The organism is Terrabacter sp. GCM10028922, from assembly GCF_042666095.1.
In the GTDB taxonomy this organism is placed as follows: domain Bacteria; phylum Actinomycetota; class Actinomycetes; order Actinomycetales; family Dermatophilaceae; genus Terrabacter.
On sequence record NZ_JBHTFG010000010.1, the window covers coordinates 356,175 to 373,336 of the forward strand.

The window sequence follows — 17,162 nt, forward strand, 5'->3', positions numbered from 1 at the left end:
TCGCTGGATCGCCTTGCGCCCCAACCGTATTCGCCCGGTTCGCAACCCAACCCGCACCCGGCGCTCCACCCGCAACACACCGAGCAGCCCGCAGCACACCGGCATCCGATCCCGGTGTGTTGCGGACTTGTCGGTGTGTTGCGGGGACGGGGGTCACGGGAGGGCCACCTGGAGCAGCTCGAACCGGCCCTTCTCGATGATGAAGCCGCGGCCCGGCGGGAGCTCGGCCCGGTTGAGGGAGGGCAGGTTGGCCTTGAAGACCGACAGGCCCTCGTTGCCGTCGGGGTGCAGCGCCAGACCCGAGCGCGACGTCTTGAGCAGCGCCTGGAGGCCGAAGTTGCTGCTGAAGAACGCCGCCTCGCCCTCGGCCACGACGAGCTGGTCGTTGTCGACGCAGGCCTTGGTGAGGGTCGTCAGGGCGTTCTCGGCGCCCGACGGTGCGAGGTCGTCGATGCGTTCGACGAAGACCGCGACCGGCCTCGTGATGCGACCCTCCTCGACCTCGGCGGCCAGACGCGACGCCAGCGCCGCCGACGCCTCGCCCCCGACAGCGGTGTCGGCCCAGACGCCGAGGTCGAGCAGCTCGGAGCTGCGCCTCGGTGTCATGAGGTAGAGCGCCGACGAGGAGCTGAACCGGAAGAGGCCCGCAGCCGTCGCGGCCATCGCCGTCGTACGTCCTGACCCCGAGGGGCCGGTGACGATGAAGCTGCCCTTGGGGTCGAAGCCGTGCGGCTCGAGGGTCGAGGAGGCGACGCCGACGACGGGTCGCCCGCCGAACTCCGACGGCAGGTCACCGAGCGGGATGACCTCGGCGAGGCTCTCGATCGTCGGTGCCTCGCTGACGCCGGCCTTGCGGGTCGCGTCGGCGAACGCCTCGATGGCGGCGGCCTGGACGGTCACGTCGGACGACCCTCCCAGGACCGCGACCTGCACCTCGGAGCCCGACATGAGGCCGCGCCCGGGCGGCGAGGCCATCGTCAGCACGTCGCCCGGCACACCGAAGACGGAGTAGTCGTCGATGTTGCTCATCCGCAGGATGATCCGGCCCTGGACGGCGGCAGCGAGGTTCGTCGGCAGGCCCGTGCGCTGGTCGGACGCGATGATGAAGTGGATGCCGACCGGTCGGCCGTCCGCCGCGAGACCGGCGAGCATGTCGAGCCAGTGGAAGCGGCCGCCGACCTCGTAGGCCTGCCGGAAGGCGGTCATGCCGTCGATGAGCACGATGATGCGCGGCTCGTCGGGGCGACCGGCGAGCCGGCGGTAGTCGGTGATCGTCGCAGCGCTGACCGCCGAGTAGCGCGAGGCGCGCTCGTCGATCGTCGATCGCAGCATCCGGAGCAGTCGCGTGACGCGCTCGTGGTCGCCGCCGGGCACGATGGAGCCGACGTGGGGCAGTGCCTCGAGCATCGCGAGGCCGCGGTTGCCGAAGTCGAGGCCGTAGACGTGACAGGGTCCGCCGCGCACCGTGTAGCCGGCCGCGACCGCCATCGAGCGCAGGAAGACCGACTTGCCCGAACCGGAGGTGCCGTAGATCGCGATGTTGCCCTCCTTGTCGGGCCGGAAGGCGATCTCGGGCTGTGCCTGGTTGTCGGGGTCGTCGGCGACACCGAAGACGAGCTCGTCGTCGCGGCGCTGCGTGGGCAGGCTCGCGAGGTCGTAGACAGCACGCATGTCCGGCAGCCACGGCTTGCGCGGCCTGGGCAGCTCGGCCACCCGGGCGGCCCGGCCGAGCGTGCTGACGAGGCGCTGGATGTCGGTGGGGCCGAGGTCCGCGGCCTCGTCGGCGCCCTCGACGCGCGGCGGCTCCCACTCGACGCCGGAGCCGAACGTCAGCGTCTCGACCCGCATGTCGGGCGGCGGCGGCACGTCGGAGGTCCACCCGCCGGCATACCCCGTCTGGAACGGGACGAGCCGGCCGGGCCCGGTCTTCGACACGGCACGGCCCGGCAGTGCCGGGTCGAAGAACGCCGCCTCCTTGGAGCCGAGGACGTCGTCGGAGTCGTTCTCGTCGGCCATCCGCAGCGCCATGCGCAGGTTCGTGTTGGCGCGGAGGTTGTCCTTGATGACACCGGCCGGACGCTGCGTCGCGAGGATCAGGTGCAGGCCGAGCGAGCGGCCGCGCTGGGCGACGTTGACGACGCCGTCGACGAACTCCGGCACCTCCTGGACGAGCGCGGCGAACTCGTCGACGACGATGATGAGCGACGGTGGCGCGTCGACCTCGCCGCGGCGTTCGAGCTCGACGAGGTCCTTGGCCTTGTGCCGGGCCAGGAGGTGCTCGCGGTAGTGCAGCTCGGCAGCGAGGGAAGCGAGCGCCCGGCGCACGAGGTGCGGCGACAGGTCGGTGACGAGGCCGACCGTGTGCGGCAGCTTGACGCAGTCGCGGAAGGCCGAACCGCCCTTGTAGTCCACGAGCAGGAAGGTGACGCGCTGCGGCGAGTGGGCCGCGGCCATGCCGAGGATCCAGGCCTGGAGCAGCTCGGACTTGCCGGCGCCGGTCGTGCCGCCGACGAGGGCGTGCGGACCGTCGGAGCGGATGTCGACCGAGAAGGTGCCCTGGCTCGACTGGCCGACGATGGCACGCAGGTTGCCGGGCTTGCGCGGCAGCACGGCCGGCGCGAAGGGGCCCGTGAGGATCGAGCGGGACTCGCCCCACTTCTCGATCACGGCTTCCTCAGACCGCGCGAGGTCGGTGCCGGTCAGGGTGAGCAGCGAGACCGCACGCGGCAGGTCGCTCGCGTCGTCGACCGGCACGCCGGCGTCCACGACCGGCGCCAGCTGGCGGGCGCAGGCCATGGCCTCGTCGTAACCGATGCGGTCGACCTGCACCGGCTGCACCTCCTCTCCGGCGTGGACGTAGCCGGCGAGCGAGGTGTGGTCGTCGCCGACGACGAGGAAGGTGTGGCACGCCGCCGGAAGCAGCTGCTGGGTCTCGGCGACCCACACGATCACGACGCCCTGCGAGTGGCCTCGCTCGGCGATGGAGACGAGGCGGCTGCGGTCGATGGGGGCGTCGCTCTCGACGAGGACGAGCACGGTGGGTCGGGCGGCGCCGGCCGTCTCCCGCTCCTGCGGGGTGCCCTTGGACTCGATGATGTCCTCGAGGGCGTCGGCGAGTGCCGAGCAGGCGGGGGCGCTGGCGGCGAGATGGTCGACGCCGACGGGGCTGTGCGGCGAGGTCGTGTGCGGCAGCCACTTGAGGAAGTCCCAGTCGCGGGCCGAGCTGCCCGAGGCGAAGGAGCACACCGCGAGCTCGGCAGGCGAGTGCAGCGCGACCGCCTGGAGCACGAGCGAGCGCGCCGAGCCGAGGGCGTTGGCGCGGTGGCCTGCGACGCCGATCGCCCCGGCAGTCAGCGGAGTCGCGACGACAGGCACGTCGTGGACGATCTCGAGCCCGCGCAGCTGCTCGGAGACCTCGTGCCAGGCCTCGGCCTTCGAGCGGCCCACGGCCGGCATCTTGATCGCCGAGCGGGACGGCAGGGTCCCCCTGCCGAGGCGAAGCTCCGCGTAGCCCGTGACGTCGCGGCGGCGGGTCCACAGCAGGGCGCTGCGGTCGCGCACGGCCGTCAGGCACTCCACGCCGCTCGGGTGCTCGCCGCGGCGGGTCTCGCCCTCGACGTCGAGGGAGCCGCGGATGCGTTGCGACAGCAGGCCGAGGTCCTCTCGGAAGTCCTCCATCGCCTGCGCGAAGTCCTTCTTCTGCTGACGACGGGCCTCGTAGTAGGTGCCCGCCATCATGAGCGGCATCATCAGCATGAAGATGACGCTGAACGGGCTCTTCGTGATCGCGAAGAGCACGGCGCCCATGAGCAGCGGCACGACCATCGCGATCATGGGCATGGGCATGGCCTTGCCGCGCTCGGGCAGGTCGGGGACCTGGAACTCCTGCCCGGCGAAGAGGGGCGCGACCCGCGGCGAGCGCGAGAACGCCACGGTGCCGGCGTCGCCCGAGAGGACGCCGCTGCCGGGACGGCTGACGACGCCGTCGCCCTGCAGGTGCACCTCGAGCTCGGTGTCGCCGAGGCGCACGACGTCACCGCTCTTGAGGTGGGCGCGGGTCACCTGCTGCCCGCCGGCGGTGATGCCGTTGGCCGAGCCGAGGTCGACGACCTCGACGACCTCCTGGACGACGAGCTTGGCGTGCTTGCGTGACACGGACTCGTCGCTGAGCTGGACCTCGCAGCCGCGGCCCCGCCCGACGTATGCCGTCCCGCGGGCAAGGGGGATCTCCTTGCCCGAGTCGGGGCCCGACCGGATGTAGGCGACCGCCGCGGGACGACCCCGGTCGACGAAGCCCTCCCCCGCGCGGGTCACCGACACGCGCATGCCGGACTGGAGGCCGCTCTCGGCGACCGTCGCCCGGGGGTCGAGGCCGCGCAGCTCCTGGTCGACGAGGGCGAGGGTCATCGCCTGGTCGACCCCGAGCACGCTCGAGCGGTGGGGGTCCGCGGCCGCCAGGTACGCGGCGAGGTCGCCGACCGTGGTGGCGGAGTCCGTCGTCGCGACGAGGTCGGTCTCGCGGTCTCCGGACCGGAGGACGAACTTCAGCTTCACCTGTGAGCCCTCATCGCTGCTGTCCCTTTCGTCGGTTGCCGGCCCGTGTGCGGCTCCGGCTCGCCCGCGTCTCCACGGGTGCGGTCGTGCCGATGCCGGCCTTCGTCGGCCGCCCGCGGCGGCCCGGCGAAGGCTTGCCCTGGCCACGCGACGTGCGGGTGACCGCGGGGCCGAGCCCCGCACCGGTCGGCAGGTGGTCGCGGAAGGTGCGCAGCGACACGTCCCCGCGGACCTTCTGCCAGAAGCCCTGCTCGGACCGGATTCGCTTGCGTGCCGTCTCGACGTCGGCCCAGAACGCGATGACCTCGTCAGGGGTCGGCTCGGTGACGTCGAAGACGTGGCCGTTCGCGCTGGCCGCCAGCGGCACGAGCGCGAGCCCACGTCGAGCCGGCCCGTCTCCACCGGATGGCGGCAGTGGCTCCGTGTCGGGGCTGGCCGCGGAGTGCCCACTCGACGTCACGCGTACCGGTGCACCCATGAGGGCGCCGTCGACGACGGGGCTCGGCTTCTCGGGCGGCGGCCCGAAGACGTGCTCCTCGAGGGCACGGGCCTGTTCGAGGCGGGTTCCCTTGACGGGCAGGGGCATCCGCAGGTCACGGGCCGTGTCGACGACCTCGCGCCAGCCGCCGCTCACGCGACTCACCGTCGCCCCGGTCGTGCGGCGGCGCCGACGACGCAGCCACTTCGCGAAACGGATGGCGCCGTAGACGACGAGCAGCACGAGGAGCGGACCGACGAGGAAGAAGACGAGGTAGCGCAGCCAGTCCGGCCAGTTGTCGGGGTCGAGCGGGTTGGCGTCGTCCTTGGCAGGGTTCTTCAGCTGGGTCGCGTTCTGCGCCTGGTCCGGGCCCTGGAGCACGCTCGGCGGGTTGTTGGCCGCCGGCGGAGGGACCTGCGCCCCGGTCTTCTTCTCCTCGGACTTCTGGATCAGCTGCTGCGGCTTCTTGTTGCGGTCGGGAAGGAACTGCTTCCAGTAGATCGGCTGCCACGACCCGTCGGCACGCAGCAGCTCGACCCACGCGTGGACGTCCTTGCCCTTGATGACGCCTTGCCCGTCGGGCTCGGCACCGAGCACGACGCGTGCCGGCACGCCGATGCGGTTCGCCGCGAGGGCCAGCGCGGAGGCGTACTGCTCGTCGTTGCCGGCGAGCTGGGTGGCCCTGAGGAACTGGGTCATCCGCCGCAGGCTGTGGCCGGGGAGGAAGACGTTCTGGTAGTCGCCGGGAGCGCCGCCGTCGGTGTAGGCGCCGTCCTGCATGGCCTTCGCGACGGCCACGACCTTCTGCCACTGGCCGTCGACGCGCTCGGTCCACGGCGCGATCTTGTCGTCGATGAAGGTGAGACTCTGCCCGTCGACGACGTAGCCGTCGGCGACGTCGACGTTGGCCGGGAGCTTGTCGTCGAGCGGCTGCGCGAGGGCGGTGACGGTGTACGTGTCGCCTGCCGTGAGCTTCTCGGGCAGGACACCGGTGTTGGTGTCGACGTTGAACCGCAGCTCGTCCGCGAGCTGGTCGCCGCGGGTGCCGCCGAAGTCGAGACCGGTCACCGTGCCGAACGTCGGGAGCCACACGTCGTCGTAGCCGCCCGCGGGCACGCCGACCGTCGCGGTGACCTCCTGACCGGGACCCGAGGCCGCGATGTGACTGCCCACCTTGCGGAAGCTCGAACCCTGCGGGTCGTCACCCGTGCCCTCGTTGGCGACGTTGCCCGCTCCCCAGACGAAGTCGTCGTAGGAGTCGAGCGCGGCGATGCGCACCGGGACGCCCTTCGGCAGGCCGCGGACCGTGAGCAGCGTCTTGTCGAAGAGCTCGGCGCCGTTGGGCTCGGTGTACTGCCGGAAGCCCGCGAGCGGCGACGCGTACTGCGTCACGTCGATGGGCGGCACGAGCGCCGAACGGAAGACGGTGCGCTCGGCACCGCCGGCCCCGGGCAGGTTCGGTCCGACGAAGAACCCGCCGACCGTCGCGACGGCCAGCAGTGCCGCGGTCGTCACCGCCCGCGTCGTGCGGCCGGCGCCGTTCTGCAGCGCCGGGCGGTTGCGGTTGCTGCGCAAAGCGGTCCAGCCGATCGCCACGAGGGCGAAGACGGAGCCCTGGAGCAGCACCGCCGCGGGTGTGAGGGTGCCCAGCACGATCGAGGTCACGAGCAGTGCGACCGGGGCCACGATCGCGAGGACGGAGCCGCTCCAGCGGCGCGCGACGGCATACGCCACGGCGGCGCCGACGAGGGTGAAGAGGAACGGCAGGGCCATGTACGGCCCCTCGGAGTCGACCGGAGGCAGTGCCGTCAGGAGCTCCTTCCAGCCGGGCACGGCCATGTGCACGAGCGTGGCGAACGTGTCGCCCGACGGCATGAACCCGGCGATGAGGCCCTCGCGTACCGCGAGGGGTCCCCCGAGCAGGAGGTATGCCGCCCCGACCGCCAGCAGGGTCACCACCCCGGGTGCGCGGAACGTCGACGTGACGTGGGCGAGGATGAGTCCGAGGATGAGCCCGGCAAGGCCGACCCACAGCCAGCCGAGTCCGAAGAACGTCGTGCGGAAGCCGATGAGCGCGAGACCGACGAGGACGACGGTGAAGCCCGCGTCGACGAGGTGCGGGACGGTCGGGCGCAGCCGACCGAGCTGGGTGCTCACCCGCTCACCCGCCGACGGCGGCCTGACGAGCGCGGACGGTGGCGGGGCCGGGATCGAGCCCGGTCTTGACGACGGCGACATCGGTGAGCTCATCGGGCCACCCCTGAGACGAGAAGCATGCGGAGGTCCTCGAGCCTGCTCAGCGTGAGGATGACGAGACCACCGCCATGACGGATGCCGTGGTCGGCCAGCGGGTCGACGACCAGGATGACCCGGGTGACCTCGGGCGGGAACTGCCCGGCCGCGCGCTGCAGGTCGATCAACGGCCGGTGCGGCCCGGTCACGATGAAGCACGTGCTCGTGTCAGGCGCGAGGTCGGCGGCGTCGAGGGAGACGGAGAAGAGGTCGACGGGGCCGGGCTCGACGCGCGACATGGCGTCGAGGCCCACCTGGGGCACGGACTTGGTGACCTTCTGGTCGCCGCAGACGATGGTGCAGTCCTGCTCGTCGAGCATGACGCGCACCATGATCGAGCTGCCGGTCGAGATCGCCGTCTCGACGTCGGCCTGGATCGCGGTCGGGGCGTTGGCGGCCATGACGTCGCGCTCGACGTCCCGGTCGGTCAGGCCCGTCTTGCCGTGACCCGAGCGGTACTGCTCGGGGTCCGGGTCGACGATGATCGTGACGTGCGAGCGCCGGGTGTCGAGGAACTGGCGGACGAGGAGCTTTCCGGCCTTCGCCGAGCTGCGCCAGTGGATGTAGCGGCGGTCGTCGCCCGGCTGGTACTCGCGCAGGGCGTGGAAGGCGAGGTCGCTCATCGAGACGTCCTCGGTGGTGCTGCCCTCGAGGTCGCGCAGCAGACCGGCCCCGAGCGACTCGAGTGCGACGGTGCGCGGGTGGACGAACAGCTCGGTGCGCTCGGTCCACGTCAGGGTGCGGCGCATCAGCCCGAGCGGGTCACCCTGGACCGTTGTCGCAGGCCCCACCTGGATGACGCCGCGGCGCGAGGTCGGTACGACGAAGAGCTCCTCGTGCGCGTTGCCCGGCGTCAGGGCGGGCAGGACGAACCGGGCCGCGGACAGGCCGACCGGCAGCTCGACGAGGATCGGCAGCATCGGCGTGCGCGCCTCGTTGGTGACGAGGATGCGGCCCGTCGCGGGCTCGCCGACGACGACCCGGCGCGGGTCGACCTCGGCCAGGATGCGGACCTTGGTGCGGCCGAGGGCCAGCAGCAGGCAGATCGCGAAGAGCAGCAGGGCGGCCGCGCCGACCATGAGCAGCTCTGTCCACCCCCAGCGCGCGCCGACGAGCCAGGAGACGACACCGAGCGCGAGGATCGTCCAGCCGAGCGGCGAGACCCAGCGCAGCACGCCGGCGACGGGCCGCCAGACCCCCTCGGTCTGGCCGGCCACCTGCTCGATGGAGCGGGTGATCGGCTGGGTGATCTGGCGGATGCCGCGGCTCGTCGTGCCCGGCGCGCCCGCGAGCGCGGCAGCCCGCCCCGGCGGGACGGACGCTGCCCTCCCGCCGCGACGTGACGGCATACGGAGGCGACGAGCGCCGCGCGACGCCGTCTCTCCCTGGTCCTGCTGGGTCATGCGTTCCCCTCGGTTCCCTGTCCGGTCCTGACGTGAGCCGCGGTCAGGCCGAGGCGCGCTCAGCCGGCGGCGCGATGTCGCCGAGGATCTGGTCGACGCACTGCTCGACCGTCGTGCCGGCGAACTGCGCCTCCGCGCTGAGCAGCAGGCGGTGGCTGAGGATCGGCTCGGCGAGCAGCTTGATGTCGTCGGGGATGACGTACGTGCGGCCCTGGCTCGCCGCCCAGGTCTTGGCGCAGCGCACGTAGGCGAGGCAGCCACGGACCGACAGGCCGAGCTTGAGCGAGGGATGGCGACGCGACTCCTCGGCGATCCGGCTCACGTAGCCGAGGATCGCCGGGTCGACGTGGACCTCGTCGGCCAGCTTGGACATCTCGACGATGACGTTGCTCGCGATGAGCGGGCTCAACGTCTTCGCGCGGTCACGGGTCTTCGCGTCCGCGAGGACCGCGATCGTCGCCTCGTGGTCGGGGTAGCCGACGCTCGCCTTCATGAGGAAGCGGTCGAGCTGCGCCTCGGGGAGGCGGTACGTCCCGGCCTGCTCGATGGGGTTCTGGGTCGCGATGACCATGAACGGCTCGCCCACCGAGTGCGGCTTGCCGTCGATCGTGACCCGGCCCTCCTCCATGACCTCGAGGAGCGCAGACTGCGTCTTCGGCGAGGCGCGGTTGATCTCGTCGGCGAGGACGATCGTCGCGAAGATCGGGCCCGGGTGGAACTCGAACGCCTGCTTCGTCGGCTCGTAGATCGTCACGCCCGTGACGTCCGAGGGCAGCAGGTCGGGCGTGAACTGGATGCGGCTGTGCGTGCCCTGGACGGTGGCCGAGAGGGCGCGCGCGAGCTGCGTCTTGCCGGTGCCGGGGAAGTCCTCGAGGAGCATGTGTCCCTCGGACAACAGGCAGGTCAGGGCGAGGCGGGTCACGTGCTGCTTGCCGAGGACAGCCTTCTCGATGTTGCCGACGAGCTGGTCGAACGTGTGGGCGAACCAGGTCACCTGCTCCTGCGTGATGTGACCGGCGGTCGTGTGGGCCGTCATGGGTGTCGTTCTCCTGTCATGTCATTCATCGAGCCTGCGGTGTCGTGGTGGAGTGCGGAGGCGTATGCCGCGTGGCGCGGACCCGGCGGTCCGGTCGTCTCGCAGGGTCCTGCCGTCATCCCCATGGGTTGCGTGTCGCCGAGTCGGAGCCGTTCGAGCCGGTGCACCTGACGCTCACCCAGCCGTTGGGGAACCCGTAGAACTTCCCGGAGACGTTGCGGCCGTTCGTCGGGTTGTGGCGGCCGGAGTTGCCGTCGTCGAGGGTGCCCCACGCGCCGTCGCTGCTGTCGAGGCTGCACACGATGTTGCCGGTGTAGTTCTCGAGCTCGTAGCCGACGAAGTTGCAGTTCGTGCCGCACTGGGTGCCGTCGGGCTTGGGGCAGTTGCTCGGGCCGCAGGAGGGCCCCTTGTAGACCGAGACCACCTTCTGGGCGGGCGCCGGGTTCGTGCGGCCGGTGATGGACGTGTACGGACCCCAGCCCGAGTCGGTGGCGAAGGCGCGGACCCGGATCGTGCGGCTCTCGCTGTAGCCCAGGCCCCCGATCGTCGTCGACTCGCGGCTGGCGCCGAACGTCTCGTCCTTGTCGCCCGTCACCTGGTACTGCGTGATCGGGCGGCCGTTGTTGTCCGGGGCGTTCCACGTGAAGGTGATGCTGTTGTTGTCGTGGTTCTCGCCCGGGTTGCGGATCGCGTTCGTGGGTCCATAGGGATGGACACGGATCGCGTTGGACATCGGCGAGCAGTAGCCGGCGGAGTTGCAAGCGCGAATGGCGATGGTCCGTGACACGGCCTCGACGGGGCGGGTCGTACCCGCACTGGGGCAGTTGCCGTTGGGGCAGTCGAAACGCCCGGTCACTCCGGATGTCGTCCAGTGGATGAAGTCGTAGGACGCCGAGTGTGCGCTGCCCGTCGTGAACGTGATGTCGATCGTCTTGTCCGCGCGTGGGGTCGTGGCTGACAGGAGGGTCGGAGTGTCGGGATAGCCGTTCGCGACGTACGGCGAGAAGTTGGCCTTGTCGGACGTGGCGGGGCCGCCGTTCGTCGCGGTGACGACGTACTCCACCGTCTGCCCCTGGTACGGGACCGTGTCGCTGGCCACGCGGGACTCCCCGCCGGACCGGGTCGCGATGAGGTTCCAGGGACCGCCGCTCGTGCGCCGGAAGACGTCGTACTTGGTGATCGGCGGCCCGTTCGGGTCGGTCGCCGGCCAGGTGATCGACACCTGGGCGTTCGGCTCACCGGGCACGGGCTCGCGGGGGCTCAGCGTCGGCGCCGCCACGGCGGCCGGCTTGCCGAACGACTGCGCCTTGACCTCGGGTCCGAAGGGACCCCAGCCGGCCTCGTTGTTGGCCTGCACGCGCACGTTGTACGCGTCGTTGTTGACGAGTCCGGTGATGACCTTGCTGAGACCCGGGGCCGTGACCTCGGCCTGCCCGGTGGCACCGGCGTTGGAGCCGATGTTGACCCACTGGACGCGGTACTTGAGCACTTTGCTGCCCTCGTTGGGCGGCTCGGTCCAGCGCACCGTGAGCTTCCGGTCACCCGGGGTGATGTCGCTGATCGAGGTCGCCTTGGGCTTCGTGTCGGGCCGCACGGTGTTGCTCTGCGGGCTCGGGTCGGACCAGCCCACCGCGTTGCGGCTGCGCACGGTGAAGGTGTAGTCCTCGCCGTTGGTCAGGCCGGTGATCGTGCACGGGGACGACCCGCACGCCGTCGCCTTGCCGCCCGGACCGATCGCCGTTACCTCGTACTGCTGGATCGGCAGGCCGCCGTCGTAGGCCGGCGGTCGCCAGTCGACGCGGGCGCTGCTGCCCAGGATCCGGTCGGCGACCGCGACGGGGGCGGCGGTGGGGTCGGGCTTGCTGCGGACGCTGACCGAGACCAGCCCGGTGGCCGCGGGCCGACCCGGCGCGTCGGTGACGGCGATCGTGATGCGCGCGTCGCCGCGCCCCTTGTCGGAGGCCGACACGGTCAGCTGGCAGCCGTTCTGGGACGCGCTGACACCCTGCCCGGAGACGACGCGGCTGGACTGCACCGAGCACTGGGGTGCCGACAGCGGGCTGTCGAGGTACTGGGCGAGGTTCACCGTCCGGCTCGTGCCGGCGATGAGGCCCTCGACCCGGACCGGGCGCAGGGTCGCGGTCGGCGGCGAGCTGACGACGCGCACCCGGATCTTGTACGACTCGGCGCCGCCCTTGGCCTTGACCGTCACCGCGCCGGTGGCGCCCTCCTGCGCAGCGGGCTGTGCCTGCAGGACGACCTGGCGGCCGCCGGCCCCGGTCTGGTTCAGGTCGACCCGGTCGATGCCCGGGTCCCAGGTCGCCTCGTACTGGGCGTTGCCCTGGTCCATCCCCGTCGGCAGCCAGGCGTGGCACAGGCGCGGGATGTCGAAGCTGCGGGCGGGCCCGTCGGCGACGAGGCGCACCTCGTGGTCGGGACACCGGAGCACCGGGACGTCGGGGCCGATCTGGACCGGGACCGTGACGTAGGCCGACTGGGCGGCCTTGTCACTGGGACCGGTCGAGTTCGTGACCTCGAGCATCAGCGCCGCCGGGCCGACGTAGCCGTTCGTCGACGTCAGCGTGAGCTCGGTGCCGGACCCCACGGCGAACTGGAGGTTGTCGGCCGGCGACGTGGACACGGTCTCGGGGGACGTCAGCGTGACCTTCCCGCCGCGCGGGTCGGAGACGTAGTCGCCGAGGGTGACCTTGACGGTCGAGTCGGCGCCCATCTTGATGACCTTGCCGTCGACGGCATACGGCGAGCCGTTGTTGCCGGCGGGCACGTAGATCAGGGCCATTGCGGCGGCGCCGTCGGCGTCCTCGATGAAGTACGGCACGACGCGCGCCTGCGGGCGCAGCTGGATGCGCAGCTTCCTACCCTCGCGGGTCACGCCGTCACCGAGGAACTTCGTGATCTTCAGGGTGGCCTGCTCGCCGTCGAGGTCACGGTCGTTCGCGAGGGCGTCGACGACGATCGAGGTCTCGCCCTGCTTCGCCACACCGGTGTCGTCGACCGCGACCGGCGGGTTGTTGAAGTCCTTCTGGCCGCGGACCGTCAGCGTCGACTTCGACGGGTCGAAGAGGCCGTTGGTGATGCCGTAGGTCAGCACCTTGGCCGGACCGTCGTCGGGCGCGACGACCTTGAAGGTGTCGTCCTTCTGCTTCTGGAAGTCCTTGAGGACGTCGGGGTCGTTGAGGGTCGACAGGTCGACGAACGACACGGAGTCGCCGGCGGAGATGAGGTCGTTGGTGAGCACGTCGGCACGGACGGTGCGCCCAGGGGCCGCGACGACGTCGTCCTCGACGGCGACCGGCGGCTGCGGGTCGCCTGGCTGGACGACGCCGACCCGCACGAAGCCCTCGCTCGTCAGACCGAAGCGGTCGCGCAGCTGGTAGCGGATGACCTCGGTGCCCGCGCTGCGCGGGTAGGCCTCGTAGCGGATCGTGGCCGCACCGAACCCGAGGACGCGACCGAGCTTGAGGTCGACCGCCTTGCCCTCCTCGCCGACGATGCCGCTGACGAAGGTCAGGTCGCCGTCGGGGTCGACGCCGCTCGTCGGGACCGTGATCGCGAGCGTGTCGCCTGCCGTGACGCTCGCCGAGAAGCTGCGCGCCGACGGCGGCTGGTTGGGGTACTTCACGGCATCCGGCAGCGGGTTGATCGTCACGTTGACGCGGCCGGTGACGGCCCGCGCCCGAAGGCCCTCGGGGTAGGTCGCGTACTCGAGGATCGCCGACTTCGGTCCGGTCAGGGTCTTCTGCTCGGGGACGTAGCGCACGACGGTGCCCGACGCGAACGCCTGGCCACCCCCGGAGAGCACCTTGACGCTCTGCGGGTCGAGCTTGAGCGGGATGCCCTCGCTCATCGAGTCGTTGTCGAGCACCGGGATGGTCACGGCGTCGCCGACGCGCACGGTCGCGACGTCGTCGACGACCGTCGGGAGGACCTTGTCCTTCGGCTCGGGCTTCTGGACGACCGAGAGCTGGCCGACCGCGGTCTTCGTGCCGTCGCTGATGGTGTACCGGACGGCGCCGCGGCGCGGCGTGTCACCGTCGAGCGGCGACGTCGCCTCCACCCGGACCCACCGGCCCTGGACGACGGAGACGCGCAGCCACGCGTCAGTCGTCGCGACACGCTGCACGACCAGGACGTCGCTGCGCGGGCTGTAGTCGTTGGACAGCACGTCGGCGATGACCGGCGTCTGGCCGCGCAGCACCGCCGCGTCCGGGGTGGCCACGGGCGGCAGGTCGACCGACGGGTTGGGTGCGATGTCGACGCGGATGCGACCGACACTCACCCCGGAGCCGACCTGGGCGGCATACGTGATCGTCGAGGTGCCGGGCGTCTGACCGGTCACGGTGAGCACGTTGGTGTCGAGGTTGGTGTCGATGGTCAGCTGGCCGGGCCCCTTGACCGCCTGCGCGAGGCGCATCCGCGCCTGCGGGTCGGTGGGATCGGCGCCGGCGATGTCGTTGCCGAGCGGCTGCAGCTGCACCGGCTTGCCGACGACGGCGCGCAGCACGTCGGGCTGCGTCTTCGGCGCGACCGCCTTGGAGTCGTCCTCGCTCAGGACGTCGAGCGTGACCGACGCCTTCTCGGCGCCGCCGCGGCCGTCGTCGACCTGGTAGTCGACGACCTGGTCGCCCTTGTCCGCCTTGGCCTTGACGGTCAGCGCTCCGGATCCGTCGACGCCCGTGCTGGCCGGGTCGAGGGCCGAGACCTGGAGCGGGTCGTTCTCGGCGTCACGCCAGTCGGCGATGACGCCGACCCGCACGGAACCGCTCGCGACGACGGGGTACTTCGCCTGGGCGAGCTTCGCCTGGCCCGTGCGCACCTTCGGGGCGGTGTTGACGTCGGGCCCGACGATGCGCACCGTCACCTTCGCCGTCGCGCGACCGTTCTTCGCCGTGGTGCCGTTGTTGACGGTGTAGTCGAACGAGAAGGTGCCACCGGCCTCTTCGGGCACGGTCACCTGCACGGTCTGCCCGTCGGCGGACGCGCTCGTGGAGATGCCCGGCGTGCCGGGCTGGCCCACGTCGCCGGGAGCGATGGCGAGGATCGAGCCCTGCGAGTCGGAGTCGTTGTCGAGGACGTGGAGCGTCGAGGTGCGGCCCGGTCGGACCTGCATCGAGTCCGGCTGCGCCTTGGGCGGCGTGCGGGTCACCTCGTCGTCGATGAGGTTCTCGTCCTTCTTCTTGTTCTTGTCGTCGGTCTGCGGCGGCGGGATGACGGAGTTCCAGTTGTCGATCTTGACGCGGTTGCGGTCGATGTCCCACACGTCGCCGGAGTCGAGGTCGTTGAGGACGATGAGCCCGCGGTTGACGCGCAGCTTGACGCCGTCGGTGCGCACGCCCTTCTTCATCGCGCCGAGGTCGACGGTGTCGGCGTCGGTGGGCGACCCGCAGTTGCGGCCGTAGTAGACGTTCGAGGCGCCGGCCCATGCGGCGTGGATGCACGACCCGAGACGGACCGGGGCCGACAGGAAGAGCTTCTGGCCCGGAGCGCCCTGGCTCAGCTTGACGCCACCGACGGTCGGGCTGTCGCCCGTCAGCGAGACCTGCGTCAGCTGCGTCTCGTCCTGGATGAGGACGGTCGGCGCGTCGGGGCCGGGCTGCTGGAGGGCCGCGAAGGCGGGGTTGCCGGGCTCGGCGCTGCCCACCGAGAGCTGCTCGGGCTCCGAGAGCGCGTCGGAGTAGAGCTTGCCGGTGCCGGAGTCCCAGACCACCCAGTGCGCGCCGACGGCGGTGACCTGCGCCGACTTCGACGTGAAGCCGAGCTTCGTCGTCACAGGCTTGCCGTATGCGTTGCCCTCCTTGCGCAGGACGCTGATCGTCCCCGACTCGGCGGAGAGGGCGTAGACCGAGCCGTCGACGCCGACAGCGACGGCAGCGTTGCCGCCGACCTTCGCGAGCGGCTTGGCCTGCGTCTGCAGCCCGTCCAGGCTCGTGACCCCCGTGGGGTCCTCGACCCGCTGCGCACGCAGCTCGCCCTTGGCCGGGTCGATCATCGCGATGGTGCCGCCGCGGACGTCGACGAGCGGAGCCGTGAAGACCCGGTTGCCGGTGGCGGTGCTCGGCTTGGGCAGCACGACTGCCTGCTCCGGGGCGAGCGTGCCCTCGGACGGGTTGATCGGGACGATCTGGTTGCTGGCCTTCGAGTAGCCGACGACGGCCGCGCCGTCCTGGAAGACGTCGAGGCCGGAGCCGTTCGTGCCGTCGGACAGGACACCGGCGTCGAGCTGGCCGGCGGGCTTGTTGATGCGGCCGTAGCGGGCCTGTTCGGCGTTGGTCACCCAGATGCCGCCGTCGTTGAGGTCGGCCTTGCGGACGATCTCACCCTCACTTCGGGTCGCGAGCCAGACGAGCAGGCTCGCGACGAGGGCGACGACGACGGTGGAGATGACTCCGATCCGTCGCTTGGTGGCGGCGGTGCTCATGCGTTCCCCTGTTCGGCGGCGACCATACGGTCGGCGCGCCTGTTCTCTACGTCGGTGTGTGGTGTCGGTTCGGTGCTGTCGGGCGCGTCGAGGAGGGCGAGGTCGTCCTCGGTGACGAGCTTGGTCGAGAGGGCGTGCTCGACGAGCCGGGCCTTGCGGTTGGTCGCGAGCTTGCCGACGCCGCCGTGCAGTCCGCGCGTGCCGGCGTCGGCGAGCTTCTGGCAGACGTTGTCGAGCTTGCGGTTGAAGCGGGTGAGCGTCCAGCCGAGACGCTCGGCCGCCACGGCTGACGAGGGTATCTGACTGGTGCCGGCCTCACGGCGCCGGAGGAACGGCTCACACAACGCGACGACGAGCAGCTTCTGGTCGGGCGTGAAGGACACGCGTCCCACGGTCGCCGCTCCGACCTCGTCGTCGTCGGTGGGTTCGGGCGGGTCTGCGGTCACCGACTTGAAGGCCGGGCTGGCCACGTGGACCTCGAAGTCGTAGGTCGTGGGGCCGGCGGTGAACCAGACGATGAGCTTCCTCATGGCGAGCGGGATCTTCGCGCCCGGGTTGAGCCACGCCTGGAAGAGGCCCTGTTCGTCGGCGACCGTCGCCGTCAGGGTCGATCCGGTGTTGCTCAGCCACCAGAACCCGTTCTCGAACGAGACGACGAGGAACGTGCGGTGCAGGTACGGGTTGTCGTCGACCTCGACGTCACCGGTGCGGCCGATGGTGAGTCCGGTGTCGGGTGACACGGAGTACTCCTCGCCGCAGAACACGACGGTCACCTTGCTGTGGATCACGATCAGGTCCCCTAATCCTGTCGACGCGCGCTCGGCGCTGGCACTCGCGGTCAACGACGGCCGAGTATGTCTGGTTACGGAAGTCTGTGGTTGTTTGCTGGTGTCTGTGTCGAGGTTGCCCCTCTGGCCACCTGGTGTCCACCCGCCCCGGTACTCACGGGACGGGCAGGCA

The 17,162-nt window shown here is 71.2% G+C and carries 6 protein-coding genes; all 6 read right to left on the reverse strand.

Annotation, left to right across the window (positions count from 1 at the left end; translation table 11 throughout):
• Positions 1-153: 153 nt before the first annotated feature.
• The 6 genes from ACFQU3_RS12400 to ACFQU3_RS12425 all read right to left on the reverse strand — a co-directional run bounded on the left by ACFQU3_RS12400 (position 154) and on the right by ACFQU3_RS12425 (position 16,990).
• Positions 154-4,554: an FtsK/SpoIIIE domain-containing protein gene (locus tag ACFQU3_RS12400; protein ID WP_385910163.1), complete on the reverse strand. Its 4,401-nt coding sequence runs from the start codon at positions 4,552-4,554 to the stop codon at positions 154-156.
• A gap of 10 nt (positions 4,555-4,564) precedes the next feature.
• The gene (locus tag ACFQU3_RS12405) at positions 4,565-7,189 is read right to left on the reverse strand and encodes a transglutaminaseTgpA domain-containing protein (RefSeq protein WP_385910165.1); all 2,625 of its coding nucleotides are present in this window, start codon (positions 7,187-7,189) and stop codon (positions 4,565-4,567) included.
• Between the two features lie 89 nt (positions 7,190-7,278).
• Positions 7,279-8,727, reverse strand: a complete 1,449-nt coding sequence (locus ACFQU3_RS12410; RefSeq protein WP_385910167.1) for a DUF58 domain-containing protein — start codon at positions 8,725-8,727, stop codon at positions 7,279-7,281.
• A gap of 43 nt (positions 8,728-8,770) precedes the next feature.
• The gene (locus tag ACFQU3_RS12415; protein ID WP_385910169.1) at positions 8,771-9,763 is read right to left on the reverse strand and encodes an AAA family ATPase; all 993 of its coding nucleotides are present in this window, start codon (positions 9,761-9,763) and stop codon (positions 8,771-8,773) included.
• 115 nt (positions 9,764-9,878) lie between these two features.
• Positions 9,879-16,202, reverse strand: coding sequence for an Ig-like domain-containing protein (locus tag ACFQU3_RS12420; RefSeq protein ID WP_385910171.1), 6,324 nt, complete (start codon positions 16,200-16,202; stop codon positions 9,879-9,881).
• On the reverse strand, positions 16,199-16,990 hold the full coding sequence (locus tag ACFQU3_RS12425; protein ID WP_385910173.1) for a hypothetical protein: 792 nt from the start codon (positions 16,988-16,990) through the stop codon (positions 16,199-16,201). Before ACFQU3_RS12425 ends, ACFQU3_RS12420 begins: the two co-directional genes overlap by 4 nt.
• Positions 16,991-17,162: the final 172 nt, after the last annotated feature.